The following is a 23,330-nucleotide window of genomic DNA, read 5'->3' as shown; positions in this document are numbered from 1 at the left end:
ACCGGAGCGGGCCCCGCCCAACCATCCGGTTGGGTGGGGTACGGTGGCCGGTAACAGCCCGTACCAACTCATGGAGGTCCGCCATGGGCAGCGTCGTGAAGTACGACCGCACCCTGTTCGAACCGGAGCACGATCTGTTCCGCGAGTCCTATCGCGCTTTCCTCGACCGGCACGTCGCGCCGCACCACGAGCAGTGGGAGAAGGACAAGATCGTCGACCGCGGCGTCTGGCTGGAGGCGGGTAAGCAGGGCTTCCTCGGCATGGCGGTGCCGGAGGAGTACGGCGGCGGCGGCAATCCGGACTTCCGATACAACGTGATCGTCACCGAGGAGACCGCGGCGGGCCGGTACAGCGGCATCGGTTTCGGCCTGCACAATGACGTCGTCGCGCCGTATCTGCTGCGACTGGCCACCGAGGAGCAGAAGGCGCGCTGGCTGCCCAAGTTCTGCACCGGCGAGATCATCACCGCGATCGCGATGACCGAACCCGGCACCGGAAGCGACCTGCAGGGCATCAAGACCCGCGCGGTCAAGGACGGTGATCACTACATCCTCAACGGCGCAAAGACGTTCATCACAAACGGCATCAACGCCGATCTGGTGATCGTGGTCGCCTGCACCGACCCTGACAAGGGCGCGATGGGGTTCTCGCTGCTCGTCGTCGAGCGCGGCATGGAGGGATTCGAGCGCGGCCGCAAACTCGACAAGATCGGTCTCGACGCGCAGGACACCGCGGAGTTGTCGTTCACCGACGTCAAGGTGCCTGCCGAGAATCTGCTCGGCGAGGAGGGCCAGGGCTTCATCTACCTGATGCAGAACCTGCCGCAGGAACGGATCGGCATCGCGGTGATGGCTGCCACGGCCATGGAGGCGGTGCTCGAGGACACGCTGCAATACACCAAGGAACGCAAGGCTTTCGGTCGCCCAATCGGCAGCCAGCAGAACAGCCGTTTCCTGCTCGCCGAACTCGCGACCGAGGCCACCGTCGTGCGAATCATGGTCGATGAATTCATCAAACTGCACCTCGAGGAAAAACTCACCGCGGAGCAGGCGGCGATGGCGAAGTGGTATTCCACCGAAAAGCAGGTCCATCTCATCGACCGCTGCCTGCAGTTGCACGGTGGCTACGGCTACATGCGTGAATATCCCGTCGCCAAGGCATATCTCGACTCGCGCGTGCAAACAATCTACGGCGGCACGACGGAGATCATGAAAGAGATCATCGGGCGCAGCATGGGCGTTTAGCGGCCCATGCCATGAGCCCAGCATGGGCGTTTAGCGGGACTAAATCGCGGGCATCTACCGCGCGCCAGGTATTTTCTCCTCCAACGTCGGCGATGTTCCTTGGTAATCGACGTCTGCTGACGCAGAGTTGACGGACGCGATGACCAACGAAGGACATCGCGCCGATGGCGGGAGGGTTGATGAAGGGGCTGCGGAGCGCTCGCCGCACAGGGTTGCGCCGGCTGGCCGTCGGGTTGCTCGCCGCCGCCGCGCTCGTCTTGGCGGCACCCAGCGCGTGGGCGACTCCTCAAGACGATGCCGACGCCGCGATCACCGCCGCCTGGCTGGCCGCGGGCGGAGACACCGGCCCCCTGGGGCCGAAGGACGGCGGGGTTTATCCGGCCGGTGACGGCTTCGGCCAGAACTTCCCCGGCGGCAAGATCTTCTTCACCCCCGCCACCGGCGCCCACGTCATGACGGGCGCGATCCTGGACAAGTACATGTCGCTGGGTGGGCCCGCCGACGGCGATCTCGGGTTCCCGACCATCGACGAGGGCGCCGGCAAGGCCGAGGGTAGCCGCAACACCACGTTCAGCGCACCGGACAATCCGGTCATCTTCTGGACGCCTGACACCGGCGCCCGGGTCGTCCGCGGACCGATCAACGCCGCATGGGACAAGCTCGGCGGCTCGGCAGGCCAGCTGGGGGTGCCCAGCGACGACGAGACGTACCGCGGCAATCTGGTGACGCAGAAGTTCACCGGTGGCGAAGTGACCTACGACAGAAAGATGAAGACCTTCACCACGGTGCCGCCCGAGCTGGCTGGCCAGCTCGCCGACCTTCAGATCCCCGACGACCCGACGTCGGCGATCAACGCGGCCCGCCGCGCGGCCGGGGGGCCGCTGGGCCCGCTGGGTGCCGCGCAGGGCGAGCCGTACAAGATCGGCGCCGACGGGCTCGGTCAGAATTTCGCGGGGGGCAAGATCTTCTACAGCCCGGCGACGGGCGCCAACGTCGTCACCGGTCAGGTGCTGGCGAAATACGAAAGCGTCGGCGGACCCCAGGGTGACCTGGGCCTGCCCACCTCCAGCGAGGAGGACGGCGGCCTGCCCAACAGCCGGATCAGCACGTTCTCCGCCAAGGACGAGCCGGTCATCTTCTGGACCCCCGACTACGGTGCCGTCATCGTCCGCGGGCCGATGAATGCCGCATGGCAGAAACTGGGCGGCGCCACGGGCCCGCTGGGTGCCCCCGTGGCCGACCAGACCGGCAGCGGCAACGCGACCACCCAGCGGTTCAGCGGCGGCGTGGTGTCGTGGGATCGCGCCAAGAGATCGTTCAGCACCGAGCCCGCCAACCTGGCCTCGCAGCTTGCCGGGCTGCAAGTGCCGGGCCTGGACGCGCCGCAGGTGCCGCCCGCGAACCCTCAGGCCTCGGACACCAAGGGCAGGAACTGGTTCACGTGGAGTTGGTGGTGGCTGCTGGCCATCATCCCGGTGCTGGTGTTGATCGGTCTGGTGGCCTTCGCGGTCATGCGCAACCGACGCGGGGGGCGCGACGACCACACCTTCGACGCCGAGGCCGACGAGTTCCGCGCGCCGCACGACGACCAGTCCGACGAGCTGTTCAGCGCGCACTACGCTCAGGCCCAGCCCACGCCGGGAAACCCGTGGGAACCCCCGCATGCGCCAAAGCCGGAGTCCGTCGACGAAGCCGACACCACGCGGGAACCGGCGACGACCCCGGAAGCCGTAAAAGCCCTTGCGGCGCAAGAGGATCAAGACGACACCGACGAGGTCGACACCACGCCGACGCAGGTTCCCACGTCGGCCCAACGCGATCCGCTGACCGATACCGGACGGCACGCCCGCATCGAGGTCGATGAGCCGTCGCCCAACGGCACCGCGCTGCACCTGCCGCTCGACGATCCCGGTGAGGCCCCCGACGGCTACCCGATCAAAGCCGACACCCGATCCGGGTTGTACTGGGTGCCGGGCAGCACGCTGTATGACGAGGCGCGGGCCGAAATCTGGTTCGTCAGCGAAGAACTCGCGCGCACCAACGGGTTCGTCCGCGCCAACTAGGCGGCTAGATCTTGCGGATCACCGTGACGACCTTGCCCAGCACGGCCGCATCGTTGCCGGGGATCGGGTCGAACGCCGGGTTGTGCGGCATCAGCCAAACCTGACCGCGGGTGCGCTTGAACGTCTTGACCGTCGCCTCGCCGTCGATCATCGCCGCGACGATGTCGCCGTTGTCGGCCACGTTCTGCTGACGCACGACCACCCAGTCGCCGTCGCAGATGGCCGCATCGACCATCGAATCACCGACCACCTTGAGCAGGAACAGCGACCCCTCGCCGACCAGTTCCCTCGGCAGCGGGAAGACGTCCTCGACGGCCTCCTCAGCCAGGATCGGCCCGCCCGCGGCGATGCGGCCGAGCACCGGCACGAAAGTCGGCTCCGGTAGCGCGTCCGATCCGGCGACATCGGTGGCGACGATCGATGTGACGCCGTCGTCGGCACCCCGCACATCGACGGCCCGTGGCCGATTCGGATCCCGTCGCAGGTAGCCCTTGCGTTCCAGGGTGCGCAGTTGGTGCGCCACCGAGGACGTGGACGTCAGGCCGACGGCATCACCGATCTCCCTGATGCTCGGCGGGTAGCCGCGACTGGTCACCGATGCGCGAATGACCTCGAGAATGGTGCGCTGACGCTCGGTCAGGCCCGTGTCGAGCCCCCGTCGCCCACCTGTGCTTTCCGTGCCGTCCGAAGTGCCCGTTTCGTCACCCATGGCGCCGAATGTAGTCCGTGCCGGACCAAGAATCAAACATGTGTTCGACGCGTGTCGTGGTTCCTGGCAGGTGTAACCGTTGGCCGCTGGATTTGTCGGACCCCTGTCCTATGGTTTGGCAACAGTTCGATCACACGTTCTATCAATCGAACACATGAGCGAGTATGTTCGAACACAAGAGCGAAGGACGCGGAGCGGAAGGCAGGCAGATGACCATCCTCGACACTCGAGAAATTCAGACGGATTCGGTGTACAGGCCGGTAGCGCGGCCCGGTTACCGGGCGGCCGATGCTCGGCGGCGGCCGCGGTCGAACCGGCCTGCCACAGCGCCGATGCGCTACCGCGGCACCGGTGTGATGATGTCGCGGGCGTCGCACCGCAGGCGCCCCATCACGCCGGCGACCACGGTGTTTCTCGCGCTCGTCGCGGCGGGCATCACCGTCTGGCTGGGTCTGGTCGCCCAATTCGGCGGCGTCTCGGGTGCCGATGCGCCGGTACCGGCCCGCCTGGCGGTGATTCAGGTGCAGACGGGGGAGACGCTCCAGCAGGTCGCGCATCGGGTCGCCCCCGACGCGCCGGTCGCCGAAGTGGTGGATCGCATCCGTGAACTCAACAAGTTGGACTCGGTGGCGCTCGACGCCGGCCAAACCCTCATCGCGCCGGTCGCGTGACCGCGGGTGCTACCGGTGAAAGGTTCTGCCGCTCAACGCCTTCGGTAGAGCCCTCGGCGGTGGCGGGCCGAAACGCGGCGGTGCTGGGTCGCGGCGGCGGCACGCAGGTACGCTCGAAGAGGTTCGAGGTAGCTGTTTGTCGTCGCGGCGAAGGAGCGGTGATGCACTGTCCGTTCTGCCGTCATCCCGATTCGCGGGTGGTGGATTCCCGCGAAACCGATGAGGGCCAGGCCATCCGACGGCGCAGGTCGTGTCCGGAGTGCGGTAGGCGATTCACCACCGTGGAGTCCGCGGTGCTGGCGGTCGTCAAGCGCAGCGGCGTCACCGAACCATTCAGCCGTGAGAAGGTTGTCCGCGGTGTGCGGCGCGCATGCCAGGGTCGGCAGGTCGACGACGACGCGCTGAACCTGCTCGCGCAGAAGGTGGAGGATGCGGTCCGGGCCACCGGTTCCCCCGAGGTGCAGAGCCACGAGGTGGGGCTGGCCATCCTCGGTCCGCTGCGCGAACTCGACGAGGTCGCCTATCTGCGGTTCGCCTCGGTGTACCGGTCTTTCGAGTCGGCAGAAGACTTCGAGCGGGAGATCGAGGCGCTGCGGGCGGCGCGCACCATCCCCGCCAAGAGCTGACCGTCAGTCGATCTGCTTGACGCCGTCGTTGACGACGCGGCCCGCGATGCGCACCCAACCCTCAGGGCTCCACTGGGTTTCGATGACCGAGCCGTTGCCCTGCAGGATGTACAGGTCGCGGCTGAGGTAGTCGGTGATCCGCACCGCCGCGGCCCCGGTGGCTTCGTCCTCGGGCACGCCCAGACTCGCGGCGAACATCCGCGACCGGATCGCGCCGCGGTCGCGGTCGATCCACGTCCACAGGTAGTTCTGGATGTCGTCGGGGTAGTCGTCCGGGTCGGCAGCGAACAGTTCGTCGGTCGACTCGAGGTCGTAGATCGCGAACTCCGGGGCCCATTCCGAGCGCGCGCTGACAGCGGTCACGTCGTCCTCGTAGGTGACCTGCACGATCCCGGCGGGCACCCGCAACGTGTGCACCGGCGTGCCGCGATCGCGCAGCCACCATGACGCGCCGACGGTCGGATGCCCTGCGAACGGCAACTCCGTGGTCGGTGTGTAGATGCGGGCGTATGCCGAGGTGGCGCCTTTGCTCGGCACATCGATGAAAATTGTTTCGCTGTAACCTAATTGGGTGGCTATCCGCTGCTGCTCGGTGGGCGGGGCCTGGCTGGCGTCCACGACGCCCAGCGGATTGCCGTAGTTGCCGTCCTGGTCGGTGAAAACGCGCAGCACTGTCACGTCGATGGCCATAGGCCGATGCTACGTGGCGACGATCAGGTGGCGCTGCGCTCGTCGGCGCCCATCGCGTCGAGGACGGCGACCCGGGTGTCGACGGGCCCGGAGAGGGTGTCTTCGCTGATGCCTGCGCGCAGTAGGCCGCGCAGGTAGTCCTGGTCGTACACCGCCGGATCGGTGGAATCGATGAACTTCTCGACGACCTCGACGAAGCGGTCGGGATCGTCATGGAAAGGGAAATGGCCGGAGCCCTCGAAGATCTCCAACTGCGAACCGGGCATCGCGGCATGCGCCATGTGCGCGTGGCTGACCGGGATCACTGAGTCGTGGCTGCCCCAAATGAGTTGCACGGGAACGGATTGAGTCAAATAACATCGGTCGAGCATGGTGACGACCTGACCGCGCCAGTCGACCACTGCGCGCAGTGTGCGCGCAAACGCCGACGAGGCGGTCGGTTCCGGCAGATCGGCCAGAATCCGCAGTACGTCGGGCAGATCCCGGCCAAGGCCGGTGGAGCCCAGCACACCACCGGCGATGCGGCCCGTCGCCTGCAACGCGGGCAGCACCAACGGCAGGCGCAGCAGCGCAAGCGCCTCGCTGGCCATCGGCAGCGACGCGAACCGCAACGCGATGTTGACGTCCTTGGTCACCCCGCCCGCGCCGACAAGAATCAGCCGATCGACCAATTGCGGGAACTGGTAAGCGAATTGCATTGCTACGCCGCCGCCCAGCGAATGGCCGATCACCGTGACGTTGTCGACGTCGAGAACCGACAGCAGGTCGCGCATGCCGTTGGCGTAGGCGGCCACCGAGTAGTCGGCGCGCGGTTTGTCGGACTGGCCGTGACCCAGCAGGTCGGGGGCGATGACGGTGAACCGCTGCGCCAACTTGGTCTGCACCGTGCTCCACGTGGTGGAGTTGTCGCCGATGCCGTGGATCAACAACAGCGCAGGCCCGGAACCGGCCACCCGGAACGCGCGCCGGTATCCGTGGATGGTGCGGAACTGCAATGACGGCGTCAGTTCCCGCACCGAACGCAGGTTCGCCTTACGCGCGGTCATTGCGACAACTTAGCCAACGTTCCTGGAGCTCGCTATTTGGAGTCGTCGTCGTGGCGTTTGTCGGCCTGTTGGGCGAGGAACCGTTCGAACTCGGCGCCGAGTTCGTCGCCGCTGGGCAGATCCTCGTCGCGCGCCAACAGTGACCGGTTCTCCTGGGCGGCGACGAATGCGTCGTATTGGCGCTCCAGTGCCTCCACCACCTGCGCGACTTCGCTGCTGGCCTCGACCTGTTCGTTGATCTTGTCGTGTACCTCGGCGGCGGCCTGTGCCAGGCCTGCCAGCGGGATTTGCAGCGAGGCGCTCCTGGCGACTTCGGCAAGCAGCGCCTCGGCGGCCGTCGGATAGTCCGTCTGCGCCAGATAGTGGGGCACGTGCACGGTGAACCCGACGACCTCGTGTCCGTGCTGGGCCATCCGGAACTCCAGCAGGTTCGACACGCTGCCCGGCACCTGCACCTCGCCGACCCACGGCGTGTGCTCGGAGATGAGCTCCTTGTCGTTGGAGTGCGCGGTCATCGTGATCGGGCGGGTGTGCGGCACGGCCATCGGGATGGTGCCCAGCCCGATCACCCGCCGCACCCCGAGCCGCTCGGCCAGCAGCCGGACGGCGGTGATGAACCGCTCCCAGCGCAGGTCCGGCTCCATCCCTGCGAGCAGCAGGAAGGGTGTCCCGACGCTGTCGCGCAGCGCGTACAGATTGAGTTCGGGCTCCTCGTATGCGGTGAAATGGTCGGTCTTGAACGTCATCAGCGGCCGGCGTGACCGGTAGTCGAGCAGTTCGTCGATGGCGAACGAGGCGACCAACTCGGTGTCGAGGTTGTTCTTCAGGTATTGCACAGCCAGCCGGATCGCATGTCCGGCATCGGAGAAGCCCTCGAGAGCGTGGATCATCACCGGCCCGCTGCCGTCCGGCGACGACAACTGCGGTGCCGGGAATTCCAGCTCGTACATCCCGGTCTGCTCGGGCTGGTAGTGCTGTTCTGGTCGATCGGCGTTCTCAGCCATTGCTCCTCCTGCCCACAAGTGTCGCGCATTTCGCCGCGAATGCGATTGCGGCCCTCGGAACTGTTCGAACACGACCGCACCGATCTGGCATTCCGGCAGGGATGCCCGCGCCGGGCGCGCATCAACCGGCTTGTGCGAAATGTGTGGCGCCCCCAGCGTGCCGCAGATCAGATCACCAGGATGCGCGCGGCCGCCGTCGGGCAAGATCGGTGCTCATGCACTTCTCCGCGGCAGGCCGGGCCACACTGGTGGCGGCGCTGCTGTTGTCCCTTGGCGCGGGATGTGCCGAGCAGCATGCGGTGGTTCCGTCGGTCCCGGCCGCCACCGAACCCGCGGGCGCGGCCGCGCAGGCACCGCCGACGGCGCAACCGGTGCTTCCGGATCCGAGGGTGGGCGCGGTGTTCCTGGGGGCCGGTACGTTGCACACCTGCACCGGCGGCGTGCTCGACTCCGCGGCCGGGGACTTGATCATCACCGCCGCGCACTGCCTGGCCGCAGGCACCGACACCACGTTCGTCGCCGGCCTGAAGGATTCCGCCGCCCCCGAGGACATCTGGCATGTCGACGCGTTCTACCTCGATCCGCGCTGGATGCAGAACCAGGACCCGATGGCCGATTTCGCGATCGCGCGGGTGAGCCGCGATGCGGGCGGGTCGGTGGAGGCGCAGGCCGGTGGCGGCCTGAAGGTAGCGCCGGCGCCGAAGCCGGGCACCGTCGTCAGCGTCAGCGGCTACGGGATGGGTGTCGGCGGCGGCCCGGTCGGTTGCCGCACGCCGACCGTGGCCGACAGGAAAGGGTTTCCGGCGGTCGACTGCGCCGAGTTGGTCGACGGCCTCTCGGGCGCGCCCTGGATCGAGGGCTCCTCGGTCGTTGGCGTGATCGGCGGGCTCAACGGCGGGGGTTGCGCGAACGAAAGCATCTCGTACTCACCGCCTTTCGGCGATGTGGTCAAGCAGTTACTTGTCCGCGCCGAGGCGGGCGGGCCTGCGGATGCCGCGCCGACGGCGTTCGACGACCAATGCGGTTAGCTCTTGAATTGGTTCAGTGCGCGCAGCTTGTTCATCACGTCGAGCGCGGCCACCTTGTACGCCTCCGAGAAGGTCGGGTAGTTGAACACCGCGTCGACCAGGTATTCGACCGTGCCGCCACAGCCCATCACGGCCTGGCCGATGTGCACCATTTCGGTGGCGCTCGTGCCAAAGATGTGCACGCCCAACAACTTCAAGTCCTCGGTGGACACCAGTAGCTTGAGCATGCCGTAGGAGTCGCCGGCGATCTGGCCGCGCGCGAGTTCGCGGTATCGGGACACACCGACCTCGTACGGGATCGCGTCCTTGGTCAGGTCGACCTCGGTGGCGCCGACGTAGGACACCTCAGGAATCGAGTAAATGCCGATCGGCTGCAGTTCGGGCATGCACGCGAACGGCTCGCCGAACGCGTGATAGGCGGCCAGCCGACCCTGATCCATCGATGTGGCGGCCAAAGCGGGGAAGCCGATCACGTCACCGACGGCGTAGATGTGGTCGACCTTGGTCTGGAAGTTGTCGTCGACGAAGATCCTGCCCCGGTTGTCGGCCTCGAGTCCGGCGTTGGCCAGGTCCAGGTGGTCGGTTTGGCCTTGGCGCCCAGCGGAATACATCACGGTTTCGGCCGGGATCTGTTTGCCGCTGGCGAGTGTGGTGACGGTGCCCGCCGCGCCGACGTCGACAGCGGTCACCTCTTCGCCGAACCGGAACGTGACGGCGAGGTCGCGCAGGTGGAACTTCAGCGCCTCCACGATCTCGGGATCGCAGAAGTCCAGCATGCTGTCGCGCTTTTCGACGACGGTGACCTTCGTGCCGAGCGCGGCGAACATCGACGCGTACTCGATGCCGATCACCCCGGCGCCGACCACCACCATCGTGGCGGGCAACGACTTCAGATCGAGGATCCCATCGGAGTCCAGCACCCGCTCCTCGTCGAATTCGACACCGGTCGGACGGGCCGGTTTGGTTCCGGTGGCGATGATGATGTGATCGCCGGTGACGGTGGTGCGCTCACCGCGAGTGGGCTCCTCGACCAGCACCGTGTGCGCATCGACGAACCGGCCGTGGCCCTGGATCAGATCGATGCGGTTGCGCATCAACTGCGAGCGCACGACGTCCTGTTCCTTGCCGATGACGTGCTGGGTGCGGGCCAACAGGTCGGCGGGGGTGATCTTCTCCTTCACCCGGTAGCTCGCGCCGTACAGCTCGCGCTGGCTCATGCCGGTGAGGTAGACGACGGCCTCGCGCAGGGTTTTGGACGGGATGGTCCCGGTGTTGACGCAAACCCCGCCGAGCATCCGTCCGCGTTCTACGACGGCGACCGACTTGCCGAGCTTCGCCGCCGCGATCGCGGCTTTCTGCCCGCCGGGGCCCGAACCGATCACGATGAGGTCGTACTCAACCATGGCACCCATAGCAACAAGGTCTACGCCGCTTGCGTCCCGTTCGCACGCCGACCGGTATCAACTTCCCGTGAATATTTGTCTGTCGCAGCGGCGCACAGGTTATCCCCAGACCCAAGTTCATCCCCAACCTCGGCTCAAACGCGGTCTTCGCCGGCCGTCGTGAGAGAACCGCCTGAGACCTTGTCGCCATGACGACATCGCAATCGCACGACTTTCACCTCAACCGGCCCGGTGTGTTGATCGCGGCCCTACCCGCTGTGCTCGGCTTCGTGCCGGAAAATTCCCTCGTGCTCGTGACGGTCGACCGCGGCGAGATGGGATGCGTTATGCGCGTCGACCTTTCCGAGGATCTGCCGGACGAGCTGACGCACCTCGCCGAGGTCGCCGCGGCGGCCAAACCCGACTCGGCGATCGCGGTGATCATCGACGAAAAGGGCGTGAGCTGCCGGTTGTGCAACGACGGGTACCGCGAGCTGGCCGACGGCCTGGCGAGCGCGCTGGCCGCCGAGGGCATCGACCTGCTGGCGGCCCATGTCGTCGGCCAGGTTGCCGCGGGTGCGCGCTGGCACTGCGCCGACGGCTGCGGCAACACCGGCACCGTCGAAGACCCGTCGTCGTCGCCGCTGGCGGCGGCCGCCGTGCTGGACGGGCGTCGGCTCTACGCCCGGCGGGCCGAACTGCAGGAGGTGATCGCGGTGGCCGACCCCGTCCGGGCGGAAGCGCTCGCCGACGCCATCGAACTCCGGGCATGCGCGTCGGGGGAGCGGCCGGAGGCGGCCGCACGAGCAGACGTCGAGGCGGCCATCGCGGCGGCGGCCGTGGCGAGCGATGCCGGTCTGGGCGACGACGAACTGGTCAGATTGGCGGTGGCGCTGACCGATCTGCGGGTGCGCGACACGCTGTACGCGCTGGCGATCGCCGCGAACGCCGGGCAGGCGGAGGAGTTGTGGGCACTGTTGTCGCGCACCCTGCCGGAGCCCTGGCGGGTCGAGGCTCTCGTGCTGCTGGCGTTCTCGGCTTATGCGCGCGGCGACGGGCCGCTGGCCGGGGTGTCGCTGGAGGCGGCGCTGCGCATCGACCCGGCGCATCGGATGGCGGGCATGCTCGACACCGCCCTGCAGTCGGGATTGCGGCCCGACAAGATCCGCGGTTTGGCGGTCACGGGATACCGGCTCGCAGATCGGTTGGGCGTGCAGTTGCCGCCGATGCGGGCACCCGGCAAGCGCGCCGGATGACGTTACGGGTCAGACCTTTTCGACCTTCACCGCATGCGCCATCTGGTGGGGGAGTTCGACCTGTTCGTGGCCGGGGATCACGATCATCACGCCACCGTGGTCTTTCGCCTCCACGGTCACCCTGGCATTCGGCACCACGCCGGCGTCCTTGAGCCGTGAGATCAACTCCGTGTCGCCCTGGACGTGTTCGGTGAGCTGACGCACGACGACCGCGACGGGCATCCCCGACGGCAGTTCGGTCAGCCGCACCAGATTGATCTGGTCGTTGGCCAAGTCGTCGACGCCGAGTTCGGACAGGCCGGGAATGGGGTTGCCGAACGGCGACGTGGTCGGATTGTTGAGCACCTGCACCAGCCGACGCTCGACGTCCTCGCTCATCACGTGCTCCCAGCGGCAGGCCTCGGCGTGCACGTCCTCCCACGGCAGCCCGATCACGTCGACCAGTAGCCGCTCGGCGAGGCGATGCTTTCGCATGACGGAGATGGCCAGGGCACGGCCTTTGTCGGTCAGCTCCAGGTGCCGGTCACCGGCGACATGCAGCAGCCCGTCGCGCTCCATCCGGGACACCGTCTGGCTGACGGTGGGACCGCTCTGCTCCAGACGCTCCGCGATGCGCGCGCGCAGCGGCACCACACCCTCTTCTTCGAGGTCGTAGATGGTCCGCAGGTACATCTCGGTGGTATCGACAAGATCGTTCATTAGGCAACCCTCCGTCACGCCAGAGTCTACCGGCCAAGCTGGGAAAACTGCGCCGCACACCGCAACGACCCCGCCGGTGGGGGGCCCGGCGGGGTCGTTAGTCGGTAGCTAGCTTGCGTACGAGCGAAGGCGGTCGGCACGTTCGCCGTTGCGCAGCTTGGCCATCACCTCGCGCTCGATCTGGCGGACCCGCTCGCGGGACAGCCCGAACAGCTTGCCGATCTGGTCGAGAGTCCGCGGCTGGCCATCGTCGAGGCCGAAGCGCAGTCGGATCACCTGCTGCTCACGCTCATCGAGGGTCGCCAGCACGTGGCGGATGTCGGTGTGCAGCAACTCCGAGATCACGGCGTTCTCGGCGGACATCGCCTCGGCGTCCTCGATGAAGTCGCCGAGCGGGGCCTCCTCGTCGCTGCCGACCGGCATGTCCAGGCTCACCGGGTCGCGGCTGTGCTCCAGCAGGTCGGCGATCTTCTCCGCCGGGATGCCCGACTCTGCGGCCAGTTCCTCGTCGGTGGCCTCGCGGCCGAGGTTCTGGTGCATCTCGCGCTTGATCCTGGCCAGCTTGTTGACCTGCTCGACGAGATGGACCGGCAACCGGATGGTCCGGCTCTGGTCGGCCATGCCGCGGGTGATCGCCTGACGAATCCACCAGGTGGCGTACGTCGAGAATTTGAATCCCTTGGTGTAGTCGAACTTCTCCATCGCGCGGATCAGACCCAGGTTGCCCTCCTGAATCAAGTCCAGCAACGGCATGCCGCGCCCCGTGTAGCGCTTCGCCAGCGACACCACGAGCCGGAGGTTGGCCTCCAGCAGGTGACGGCGAGCAGCCTCGCCGTCGCGGACGACCGCAGCAAGATCACGTTTGCGGTTCTCGCCCAAGCGCTTCCGCGTGTCGAGCAGATGCTGGGCGTAAAGGCCTGCCTCGATGCGCTTTGCGAGCTCGACCTCGTCGGCCGCGTTGAGCAAGGCCGTTTTGCCAATGCCGTTCAAGTACACGCGCACGAGGTCAGCGGCCGGGCTTTGGGCGTCCAGGTCGGAGTCGACGCGGGTGGTAGTGGCATTTGCCATGACGGCCTCCTGATCGGGTCGATCTGTCATGAGCTACAACGCCCACGTGCCGCTAAGAGTTCCCGCCCGACGCCAGGATCACACCTTCTGATCTGCGGTTTTTCGCACTCGACCTGAGAATGTCCTTAGAAAAGAGACAGAAGCGTCTCAGCTGGGGACATCGCGGGCCGGATCGCCGCCGTCCGGTTGCGGCGCCGGATGCACTCCGCGTTCCAGCGCGGGCCGCTCGGCCGTCGGGAACAGCGGGATGCGGCGCTGCGCGTCGTAGCGGCGCGGCTCCTCGGCCCGTCGGGGAGGTCTGTCGTTGGCGATCAGCACAGCCATCCACGGCAGCGGGATCGACAGCACCAGGATTCCGAGGGAGATGAGGCCGTTGTGCCAAATGCCGTACGCCACCGCGGCGAGGATCAGCGCGGGCACCCGCCAGAACATCAGCGTCAGGTACCTGCGCACCCGCGCGCGGTGTTCCTCCTCATAGGGGATCGCGGCGCGGGTGATCAGGACAGGCCTGCCGTCGTCGTCGAAACTCAGCTCAGGGCCGTGTTTCATACCTCCACTGTTTCATACTCGCCGTCCGGTGTACGTGGCGGATTCCCGACAGGCAGAATAAAGACCGCGGACGTGAGGAGCAGAATAAGACGATGCGAACCCAGACAATCGAGCGCACCGACACCGACGAACGCGTCGACGACGGGACCGACAGCGATACTCCCAAGTACTTCCACTACGTGAAGAAGGACAAGATCGCCGAGAGCGCCGTGATGGGTACCCACGTCGTCGCGCTGTGCGGTGAGGTGTTCCCCGTGACGCGGGCCGCCAAGCCCGGCTCGCCGGTCTGTCCCGAGTGCAAGCGGATCTACGAGAAGCTCAAGAAGTAGCTTCGTCAGCCGGACGACGCCCGGCCGCTATTGGCTTGTCCCCCTGCGGGTTACGCATCTCACCGCAGGCAACCCGTGACAGCCTCCTGCTTGGCATGGCCGGGTCGACGGCGTTCGCCGAAGTTCCAGCAACCTCGCGTCTAGAGACGCCATTCATTCAGCAAACTCATCTCCGCGTATAAATTTCGCGATGGACAACTTTGCTGAAATCACGTGGACGAGCTTCGGCCGCCAATTTGGTGAACGAATACTGCATATCGGCTGTGAACTCCCTGTTCAGCGCGCTGTAGCCGACTGAAGACCGGAACTTGTCTACCAACTTACTTTTGAGTAATGTCGCTCTGGCGGTTGATACGTTGGGCATCAATTCCGATGTCTAGCAAAGGAGTTGTCATCGGATTTGCTCTGCGCTGGTTAGGCGGTTTCGCGCCACAGGCCAGCACATCCCATCCGATGATCCGCCGTGACAGACGACTTTCTGCAGTACAGACCGCAATGAATCATGCCGTGTTGCATTCGGCTGCAGGCTTTTTGGGCCCTACGGCCAGAAAGAATCACGCGAGGACTCGTCGGCGAGGCCTCTAGTTCGACACAGTGAGGCGTTGACACGTGGTAGAAATCGCGATCGTCGGTATCGGATGCCGTTTTCCCGGTGGGACGGCCAGTCCGGAGCAGTTCTGGGAGTTCCTGGTCAACAAGGGCGACGGCGTCGTGCCGATTCCGCGCGACCGTTGGCGCGTCGAGGAGTACTACGACCCCGACCCGGAGGCTCCGGGCCGGATGTACACCAAACACGGTGCCTTCCTCCAGCATTCGCTGTGGGACTTCGATCCTGACTTCTTTGGCATCAGTGCGCGCGAAGCCTCCGTCATGGATCCGCAACAACGGTTACTCCTGGAAGTCGCCTGGGAAGCCTTGGACGATGCCGGTTTAGCAGGTCGTGTGGCGGGCCGCCCGATCGGCGTGTACGTCGGCGGTTTCACCAATGACAGTGTGATGTCACGCGTTTCGGATCAGGCCCGTCCTTTCATCGGTGCGCACACCCCGACGAGTGCGTCGTTCACCCTGCTGTCCAACCGGATCTCGTTCGCACTGGACTTACTCGGACCGAGCATGACGATCGACACCGCGTGCTCGTCGTCGCTGGTGGCGATGCACCAAGCGACGCAGGCGATCGCCCGTGGCGAATGCGAAATGGCACTCGTCGGTGGCGTCAGCGCGATGCTGCAGCCGGAGACCTTCATCTCAATGTGTAAGGGCCGCTTCCTGTCCCGAGACGGGCGCTCGAAGAGCTTCGACGCGTCGGCAGACGGCTACGGTCGCGGTGAAGGCGCGGGCGCGGTGCTGCTCCGTCCTCTCCACGAGGCGCGACGAAGTCGGGACCGCATCTACGCGGTGGTGCGTGGCACCGGGTCGAACCAAGACGGCCGGACCATCGCGATCACCGTGCCCAATCCGGTGTCGCAGGCCAACCTCGCCAAGCGCGTCGCCGACGAAGCCGGAATCGATCCGGCCGCCATCGGCTACGTGGAAGCCCACGGCACCGGGACCGCGGTCGGCGACCCGCTGGAACTCAAGGCGCTCGGGGAGGCGTACGGGAATGTCGGCAACCGCAGTACCGACCTCGTCGTCGGCTCGGTGAAGGCGTCCATCGGCCATACCGAGGCAGCCGCCGGAATCGCAGGCGTGATCAAGGCCGCGCTGACCGTCTACCACCGCACCATCGCCCCGCAAGCCTGGTTGGACAGACTCAACCCCGAGATCCCGTTCGCGGAGTTGCGGCTTCGCGTCCCCACCGAATGCGAACCGTTCCCCGCCGCCTACGACAAAGCGATCGTCGCGGTGAACTCCTTCGGATACGGCGGCACGAATGCGCATGTGATCCTCGAGGAGGCACCGGCCCCGGAGGGCACCGCTCAGCGCGACGTGGAACCGCTGCACCTGTTTCCGGTATCCGGCCGCAACGAATCGGCCGCCCGCGCGGTCGCAGGCGCGCTCGCAGATGTCGTGGCAACCTGCCCGGACGTCGATCTGCTCACCGAGGCGGCGTGGACGCGACGAGCCCACCACATGACCCGTAAGGCGTTCGCCTTCACCGACGGCGACGATCTGCAACAGCAGTTGCGTGAATTCGCCGGCGGGCAGGGCAGGGCAGAGGCCCGCGTCTCGAGTGCGGACTGCCGCCCCGTTTTCGTGTTCAGCGGAATGGGCCCGCAATGGTGGGCGATGGGCCGCGGCTTGCTGTCGGCCGATGGTGTGTTCGCCCGGACAGCACGGGAGATCGACGAGGCATTCCAACCGATCTCGGGCTGGTCCATCGTGGAGGAACTGCGCCGCGACGAGTCGGAGTCCCGGATCACCCAGACCGAGTTCGCGCAACCGGCGAACTTCCTGGTGCAGGTCGGTCTTGCCGCAGAACTGGCCGAGGCCGGAGTTCACCCGAGCGCAGTCGTCGGACACAGCGTCGGTGAAGTCTCCGCGGCCTATGTATCCGGCGCTCTGAGCCTGCGCGACGCGCTCACGGTGAGCTATCACCGGGCGCGCCTGCAAGCGACTACCGAAGGCACCGGCGGCATGCTCGCGGTGGGCCTTTCCGAAGACGCCGTCGCCGAATGGCTGCCCACCGACGGCAGTGTCTCGGTCGCCGCGGTCAACAGCCCGTCGGCCGCCACCCTCGCCGGTCCGCACACCGCCCTGGACAAACTTAACGAAAAACTCGAATCCGCAGGCATATTCGCACGCAAGCTGCGAGTTGGAGTGCCGTATCACTGCCACCTGATGGATCCGATTCTCAGCCAGATCACCACGGAACTGTCGGCGCTGCGCCCCGCCGTGCCGGCATTGCCGCTGTACTCCACGGTCACGTCGAGGCGGGTTGTCGACACGAGCTGGGGTGGAGACTACTGGCGCGACAACGTCCGGCAACCGGTCCGCTTCGCCGACACTGTCAACGCACTGGTCGCCGACGGCCATGCCGTCTTCCTCGAGGTCGGCCCGCACCCCGTGCTGTCCGGGAACATGCGCGAGATCTTCGTCCGGGCAGGCAAAGTCGCCGCCGCGATACCTACCCTGAGCCGCGACAAGGACGACGCCCGCAGCATGATGGACGCGCTGGCAGCCTTGTATGTCGCGGGCGGCCTGGACACCTCGAGGTGCCCCGGCGTCAGCAATGCGGGCGCCACACCCCACGTGGACCTGCCCCGGTATCCGTGGCAGCGGCAGCATCTCTGGGTCGAGCCGGACGGAGTTCGACGCCAGCGCCTCGGCCGTCCAGGGGAGTACCCACTGCTGGGCGCACGCACCACCGCGGCCGTCGACGAATGGCAGTTCGAGTTGTCAGTGGAGCGTCTGCCGTGGCTGAACGACCATGTCGTCGACGGTGTCGTAGTGTTGCCCGGCGCCGCGTACCTCGACGCGGCGCTGAGCGCGGCGGCGGCACGCACCGGGCGGGCGGATTTGGTGCTGGAGGACATCCGGTTTCGGTCGCCGCTGGTCGTCGCCAAACATTCGATACCGGTGGTCCAGTTCACCGTCGAGCCGACCACCCGCCGGTTCACGATCCGGTCCCGCAACGTCGACTCCGACCTGTGGACGGTCAACTGCACCGGGCGGCTGGTGGAAGCACCTCTCGACGGCGTGAAGGTGGACGTCGGCGTGCTGGGTGAGGCCGAATCGGTTGACGGCTCCGACCTTTACAACGCGCTGGCGTTGCGCGGCCTCGCATACGGGCCCGCGTTCCGTTGCATCGTGCGGGCGCGATTCGGCGACGACGCCGTGCGCGCCGACCTCGACCTGTCGACGCTGACGGACCTGGGCCACATCGCACACCCGGCGGCCGTCGACTCCGCCTTGCAATGCGTGGCCGTACTCGCGGCATCCAGCTCAACGGGCGGTGCCGTCATTCCCTCGGCGGTGGGCACCGTCCGCCGCTACGGGCCCATCCCGGACGACGCCGTCGTTTCGGTGCGCAGCCGCAACCGCGATCCGCTGCTGGTCGACATCGTCATCGCAGACCAATCCGGTTCGGTGGCAATGGAATTAGGGTCGGTCGAATTCAAGCCGGTCGCACCGCCCACCCCGGTCACCGACCAGCTGAACAGGCTGTTCTACGAGCCGGTGTGGGAACTGGCTGACGACCGGGACCTTATCGACGCCGCACGAGAATCGGCGCTGGGGACCTCGGTGGTGGTGTGCTTCGGCGACGAGGCGTCGCCGCGGATTCGGGCCCTGGCCACAGAATCCGGCAATGCCACCCTCGTCGTCGTCGACGACCCGACCGATGATGCCGCCACCGGACGCATTCGCGACGCACTCCTGGCGGCCATGTCGACCGCAGGCGCTGACGGGGTCCGCCTGCTCGCGATCGCCTCTGGCGCATGGACGCCGGAGCAGAACACGTTCGGCGCCATCGCTGTTGCGCGCGCCGCCGAGTTCGCCGCGGCGGCTCACAAAACCCTCGACGCTGACTCGGACGATCAGCCCGCAATGTTGCGCGGCGTGATGGTGACCGAGAACGCATTCTGTCTACCGGGCGAAGTCGAGGGCGCCGATGTCGCGGTCGCACCGCTGGTGGGTGCCCGGCGGTCGCTGGCCAACGAGCAACCCAGCCTGCAATGGCGTCTGGTGGACGTCGGAGCTGAGGTCAGCGACGAGCTCATCAGTGCAGAACTGGTCACCACGGGCGTTTTCGCCTCGGACACCGCGGATGAAGTCGCATTGCGCCACGGCGCGCGATGGCTGATCCGGTTGCGCGCGAACCTTTCCGACCACCTCGCCGCACACAACGAAGCGCGCCCGCTCACCGGACCCGACGTGTCCTACGCGGTGGAGACTCCGGCCACCAAGGCGCTGTCCGATCTTGCGCTGCGGGAAACCGACCGTGTCGATCCGGGACCGGGCCAGGTCGAGGTCCGCATGGAGGCGCTGAGCGTCAACTACAAGGACCCGCTCAAGGTGATCGGTGTGCTGACCGAAAAAGAGCTCGCCGGAACATATTTCGGTACGGCACTGGGGCTGGAGGGAGCCGGCACGGTGGTCCGGGTCGGGCCCGGGGTCACCGATGTCGCGGTCGGTGACAAACTCGCCGTCGGAGCGCTCAACATGATGCGCCGCTACCTCACCATCGATGCTGATGCCGGTAACACCTGCAAGGTGCCCAGCACACTCGATGCCGCACACTGCAGTTCGACGCTGCCGCTGTTGAGCGCCGAATACGGTCTGATCGAACTCGCGAAGGTGCAAGCCGGCGAGACCGTGCTCATCCACGGAGCCGCCGGAGGCATGGGCCTGGGTGCGATCCAGGTGGCGAAAACTCTTGGCGCACATGTCATCGCTACGGCCAGCACCGAGGAACGCCGCGCAGCGGCGGTGGCCGCGGGAGCCGACCACGCCATCGGTTCACGCACGGTGAACTTCGTCGACGACGTGATGCAACTGACCGAGGGCCGCGGCGTCGACGTTGTCTACACCTCGGCGCCCGGCGAGATCGGCGCCCAGAACTTCCGGGTGGCTTCGGAATTCGGACGCATCGTCGATATCGGCAAGGCCGACATCTACGGCGGCGGAACACTCGACCTGGCGCCTTTCGACCGCAACCTCTCCTACTTCGCGGTCGATATGGACCGCATGCTCCGATACAAGCCGGCGCTGGTGCGCTCACTCACGCAACGAGTGCTCGATCGGCTGACCGAAGGCGTCTACCACTATCTGCCCTATACGAGCTATCCGGTGAGCAGGATCTCCGAGGCGTTCGAGGCGGCGGCGCGATCGCGCCACATCGGCCGGGTCGTGCTGGACCTGGAAGCCGAGACACATCCGATGGTGCGCCCGCAAATCCCCGCCTTCCGGGTGTCGGCGGCGGCCAGCTATGTGGTGACGGGTGGCTTCGGCGCCTTCGGTCTGGCAACCGCCAAATGGCTTGTCGCCGAGGGCGCGCGCCACCTGGTGCTCCTCGGCCGTCGCGGTCCGACAAGCGATGTCGCGCACAACCATCTCGCCGAGTTCGCCGCGGCAGGCGTCGACGTGATCGTCGAAGCCGTCGACGTCGGCGATTACGACGCGGTTCTCGCGGCGATCACCAGGGCTGATCGGCCGGACGCGCCGCTGCGCGGCATCTTCCACACCGCCGGACTCGTCGACAGCCGTCCGATATTCGAGATCACCCCTGACCGCCTGCAAGACGTTTTCCGTCCCAAGGTCGTCGGCGGCTGGAACCTGCACCGTGCGGTCGAGGCGATCGGCGCGCAACTGGACGCGTTCGTGTTGTACTCCTCGGTCAGTGCTCTCGTCGGAGGAGCCCCTCAGGTTTCGTACTCGGCGGCCAACGCGGCTTTGGATGCCCTGGCGGCCACCCGGCACGCCATGGGACGGCGAGCCATCTCGCTCAGTTGGGGTGCGATGGGCGGCGGCGGGATGGCGGAAGCGTCCGCGGAATCCGTTCGCTACCTGGCGCTGTTGGGCTTCAGCCCGGTCCAGATGGATGTCGCCATGCACTACCTCCGCGAATGCCTGGTGTTGGGTATTCCGCATGCTGCGGTGATGAAGATCGATTGGTCGGAATGGGCCATGGTCAACGGGCCCGGAACGCGCAACCCTCGACTGGTCGAGCACATCGCTGCGGCCACGGCAGGCAAGACCGGCGTGACGGCGCTGCAAGCCGAGATCCTGGCGCTCGCCGAGGAAGATCGGCCCGCCGTGCTGACGCACATTCTCGCCGAACAACTCGCCGAGGTGATGGGGGTGTCCAGCGACGCGATCGACGTGCAGACCGCGCTGCCTGATCTCGGTCTTGACTCGTTGATGGGCGTCGAGTTCGCCGCCCGGATCGCACGCACGCTGGGCGTCGAGTTGTCGGTGCTCGAATTCGGCAGAGCCACCGGCCTTTCAGCGATTGGCGCGCACCTGGCTGCGCGACTGGCCGAGCCGGCGCTGGCCGCCACCGGCTCTGCCGCCGCTGAGGAGGTGGCACGCGTATGACCACCGACCCCCGCGAGGTCGCCCGCGACCTGCTGGCACGTTCGGCAGGCGCACATGCCGCTGCGGCGGCCGTGGTTGCCGCCCGGGTGAAAAACACCCAGACCATTGCGAGGCCGGACACCTCCTTCGTCGACCACCCCGACGTGGTGCGCGTACGCGAGGTGTACGGCCGGCTCGCCGAGATGTACAGTGCGGCGGATCTGACCAACCCGCTGTTCGAACCACATTGCGGCTCCAATGGTTCGACCGTGCAGCAGGCTGGCCGTCGGCTGATCAACTTCAGCAGCTTCAGTTACCTCAACCTCGCCGCGGATTCGCGGGTGCACGCGGCCGCCAAGAAGGCGATCGACGAGTACGGCACCTCGGCGTCGGCCAGTCGCATCGTGTCGGGCGAGGTCGCGTTGTACGACGAACTCGAGACGAGGCTGGCGCGACGCTATGACGTCGACGCGGCGGTGATCACGCCCAGCGGCTATCTCACCAACGCGGCGGTCATCGGCTATCTGCTGGGAGCCAAGGACGTCGCGGTGTGCGACGCTCTCGTCCACAGCAGCGTGGTCTCCGGTACCCGGTGGGCCGGCTGTAAACGATTGACGTTCCGCCACAACGATCCAGATTCTCTGGAGGCGGTCCTGAAGATGTCCCGCGGCAGCTTCTCCAGGGCGCTGGTGATCGTCGAGGGCTGCTACAGCATGGACGGCGACATCGCCCGGTTGCCGGACATCATCGAGGTGGCCCGGAGGCACAACTGTTCCATCATGATCGACGAGGCGCACTCGCTCGGTGTCCTCGGCGAGGGCGGGGGCGGCATCCGCGAGCATTTCAGCCTCCCCGGTGACGCCGTGGACATCTGGATGGGGACGCTGTCGAAAGCACTTGGCAGCGTTGGCGGGTTCGTTGCGGGCAACGCCGAGCTGATGCGCGCGCTGAAGTATGCGGCCCCGGGCGTCAGCCTCTTCGCCACCGGCGCATCCCCGGCCACGATCGGAGCGGCGCTCGAAGCGCTCAACATCCTCGAGTCCGAACCGCAGCGGGTCGGACGTCTGCGACGCAACGGCGAAAAGTTGCGCACGTTGGCCCGATCCAACGGCTTCGACACCGGAACATCCGACGGAACCCCCATTGTTCCGGTTATTTTCGGCGACGTCGCCCGCGCCGGGCTGGCCTCGCTGCGAATGGCTCAGGATGGAGTCAACGTGCCGGTCATCGACGCCCCGTCGGTCCCGGCGGGGCAGGAACGATTGCGCTTCTGCGCCAACGCCGATCACACCGACGAGCAGATCGAGTACGCCGTGAGGACCCTTCGCACGATCGTCGACAGCCTGTGAAGCAACCCCGCGACGACGAGCAACCGACAACGGACGCCACCATCGTGGTGCGCGACGCCGGCTATCGCGATGTCGACGCGATGACCGAAGTGCTGGCCGCGGCTTTCGCCACCGACGACCCCATCGGCGAGTTTCTGTTCCCTGATCCGGGCGTGCGCGTCCGCAGGGAGCCCAAGATGCAGGCCGCCATGATTCGTCACCGGTTCCTGCCGCAGGGCAATGCCCTGGTCGCGCTCATTGGCGACCGCGTCGTTGGCACTCTGCTCTGGGACGGCAGCGAACCCAAACCGCGACCGATCCATGCGGTGCTGGGCGGTATCGCCCTGCTGGGTGCGATGGGCACCCGGGTGTCCGCCGGGATGGCGCTGGACGCGATGTTCGCCAAGTTCGCCCCCGGTCGGCCCCACAACGTGGGCGTGTATTTCGGGTGCGCTCCCGATGTCCAGCGACGCGGCGTCGGCCGCGCGCTTGTGAAAGTCCTTCTTGCCCGGTGCGATAGAGACGGTCGGCCCCTCTACCTGATGTGCAAGGACGGTAACGTCGCCTACTACCGGGCTATCGGCTTCGAGCTGGTCGACCGACCGCGGTTAGGACATGACGGGCCGGTGGTCAATGTGATGGTCCGACCGCCCGAGTGATGGAGTCGCTCGGCCGAATCGTCAC

General features: G+C 66.7%; 18 protein-coding genes. 10 read left to right on the top strand and 8 right to left on the bottom strand.

The window, feature by feature from the left end:
• The first annotated feature begins 83 nt into the window (after positions 1 to 83).
• A complete protein-coding gene (locus A5724_RS07485; protein ID WP_067798604.1) occupies positions 84 to 1,244 on the top strand; it encodes an acyl-CoA dehydrogenase family protein in 1,161 nt (386 codons plus the stop codon).
• Positions 1,245 to 1,423: 179 nt separating this feature from the next.
• On the top strand, positions 1,424 to 3,307 hold the full coding sequence (locus A5724_RS07480) for an LGFP repeat-containing protein (protein ID WP_067798857.1): 1,884 nt from the start codon (positions 1,424 to 1,426) through the stop codon (positions 3,305 to 3,307).
• 4 nt (positions 3,308 to 3,311) lie between these two features.
• Here A5724_RS07480 and lexA read toward each other — a convergent pair whose 3' ends face one another.
• A complete protein-coding gene (gene lexA / locus A5724_RS07475; protein ID WP_067798601.1) occupies positions 3,312 to 4,016 on the bottom strand; it encodes a transcriptional repressor LexA in 705 nt (234 codons plus the stop codon).
• 209 nt (positions 4,017 to 4,225) lie between these two features.
• Between lexA and A5724_RS07470 the strand changes: the two genes are divergently transcribed.
• Positions 4,226 to 4,687 (top strand): LysM peptidoglycan-binding domain-containing protein, encoded by a 462-nt coding sequence (locus A5724_RS07470; protein WP_067798854.1) that lies wholly within the window; start codon positions 4,226 to 4,228, stop codon positions 4,685 to 4,687.
• Positions 4,688 to 4,848: 161 nt separating this feature from the next.
• Positions 4,849 to 5,313 (top strand): transcriptional regulator NrdR, encoded by a 465-nt coding sequence (gene nrdR / locus A5724_RS07465; RefSeq protein ID WP_067798851.1) that lies wholly within the window; start codon positions 4,849 to 4,851, stop codon positions 5,311 to 5,313.
• A gap of 3 nt (positions 5,314 to 5,316) precedes the next feature.
• Here nrdR and A5724_RS07460 read toward each other — a convergent pair whose 3' ends face one another.
• The 3 genes from A5724_RS07460 to A5724_RS07450 are packed head-to-tail and all read right to left on the bottom strand — an operon-like array spanning position 5,317 to position 8,053.
• Positions 5,317 to 6,003 (bottom strand): PhzF family phenazine biosynthesis protein, encoded by a 687-nt coding sequence (locus A5724_RS07460; protein WP_067798598.1) that lies wholly within the window; start codon positions 6,001 to 6,003, stop codon positions 5,317 to 5,319.
• A gap of 23 nt (positions 6,004 to 6,026) precedes the next feature.
• The gene (locus tag A5724_RS07455) at positions 6,027 to 7,049 is read right to left on the bottom strand and encodes an alpha/beta fold hydrolase (RefSeq protein ID WP_067798595.1); all 1,023 of its coding nucleotides are present in this window, start codon (positions 7,047 to 7,049) and stop codon (positions 6,027 to 6,029) included.
• A 32-nt stretch (positions 7,050 to 7,081) separates the two neighbouring features.
• Positions 7,082 to 8,053, bottom strand: coding sequence for a proteasome assembly chaperone family protein (locus A5724_RS07450; RefSeq protein ID WP_067798592.1), 972 nt, complete (start codon positions 8,051 to 8,053; stop codon positions 7,082 to 7,084).
• 215 nt (positions 8,054 to 8,268) lie between these two features.
• Here A5724_RS07450 and A5724_RS07445 point away from each other — a divergent pair, with 215 nt between their 5' ends.
• On the top strand, positions 8,269 to 9,081 hold the full coding sequence (locus tag A5724_RS07445) for a serine protease (RefSeq protein ID WP_067798589.1): 813 nt from the start codon (positions 8,269 to 8,271) through the stop codon (positions 9,079 to 9,081).
• Here the strand turns inward: A5724_RS07445 and sthA are convergent.
• Entirely contained in the window at positions 9,078 to 10,484 is a 1,407-nt protein-coding gene (gene sthA / locus A5724_RS07440; protein WP_156752180.1) for a Si-specific NAD(P)(+) transhydrogenase, read from the bottom strand. The two genes, A5724_RS07445 and sthA, sit on opposite strands and share 4 nt — an antisense overlap.
• 188 nt (positions 10,485 to 10,672) lie before the next feature.
• Between sthA and A5724_RS07435 the strand changes: the two genes are divergently transcribed.
• Positions 10,673 to 11,719 carry a DUF4192 domain-containing protein gene (locus tag A5724_RS07435; protein WP_067798583.1) on the top strand — a complete coding sequence of 349 codons (1,047 nt, stop codon included), beginning with the start codon at positions 10,673 to 10,675 and terminating at the stop codon, positions 11,717 to 11,719.
• A gap of 9 nt (positions 11,720 to 11,728) precedes the next feature.
• On the opposite strand, the gene A5724_RS07430 is transcribed toward A5724_RS07435, so the two are convergent.
• From A5724_RS07430 to A5724_RS07420, 3 genes are all read right to left on the bottom strand, one after another.
• The gene (locus tag A5724_RS07430) at positions 11,729 to 12,418 is read right to left on the bottom strand and encodes a metal-dependent transcriptional regulator (RefSeq protein ID WP_067798580.1); all 690 of its coding nucleotides are present in this window, start codon (positions 12,416 to 12,418) and stop codon (positions 11,729 to 11,731) included.
• Between the two features lie 108 nt (positions 12,419 to 12,526).
• Positions 12,527 to 13,486 carry a sigma-70 family RNA polymerase sigma factor SigB gene (gene sigB, locus A5724_RS07425; protein WP_067798578.1) on the bottom strand — a complete coding sequence of 320 codons (960 nt, stop codon included), beginning with the start codon at positions 13,484 to 13,486 and terminating at the stop codon, positions 12,527 to 12,529.
• 147 nt (positions 13,487 to 13,633) lie between these two features.
• Entirely contained in the window at positions 13,634 to 14,035 is a 402-nt protein-coding gene (locus A5724_RS07420) for a DUF3099 domain-containing protein (protein WP_067798575.1), read from the bottom strand.
• 92 nt (positions 14,036 to 14,127) lie between these two features.
• Here A5724_RS07420 and A5724_RS07415 point away from each other — a divergent pair, with 92 nt between their 5' ends.
• The 4 genes from A5724_RS07415 to A5724_RS07400 all read left to right on the top strand — a co-directional run bounded on the left by A5724_RS07415 (position 14,128) and on the right by A5724_RS07400 (position 23,305).
• Entirely contained in the window at positions 14,128 to 14,364 is a 237-nt protein-coding gene (locus A5724_RS07415; protein ID WP_041313890.1) for a DUF3039 domain-containing protein, read from the top strand.
• Positions 14,365 to 14,973: 609 nt separating this feature from the next.
• Positions 14,974 to 21,339 (top strand): type I polyketide synthase, encoded by a 6,366-nt coding sequence (locus A5724_RS07410; protein WP_067798572.1) that lies wholly within the window; start codon positions 14,974 to 14,976, stop codon positions 21,337 to 21,339.
• A complete protein-coding gene (locus A5724_RS07405; protein ID WP_067798568.1) occupies positions 21,336 to 22,667 on the top strand; it encodes an aminotransferase class I/II-fold pyridoxal phosphate-dependent enzyme in 1,332 nt (443 codons plus the stop codon). The genes A5724_RS07410 and A5724_RS07405 overlap by 4 nt, the downstream gene beginning before the upstream one ends.
• A complete protein-coding gene (locus A5724_RS07400; RefSeq protein ID WP_082964912.1) occupies positions 22,664 to 23,305 on the top strand; it encodes a GNAT family N-acetyltransferase in 642 nt (213 codons plus the stop codon). Before A5724_RS07405 ends, A5724_RS07400 begins: the two co-directional genes overlap by 4 nt.
• Positions 23,306 to 23,330 lie beyond the last annotated feature (25 nt).

This window comes from Mycobacterium sp. ACS1612, from assembly GCF_001667505.1.
In the GTDB taxonomy this organism is placed as follows: Bacteria; Actinomycetota; Actinomycetes; order Mycobacteriales; family Mycobacteriaceae; genus Mycobacterium.
Note: the sequence above shows the minus strand (reverse complement) of the source record. Positions and strands in the feature narration are given on the sequence as shown.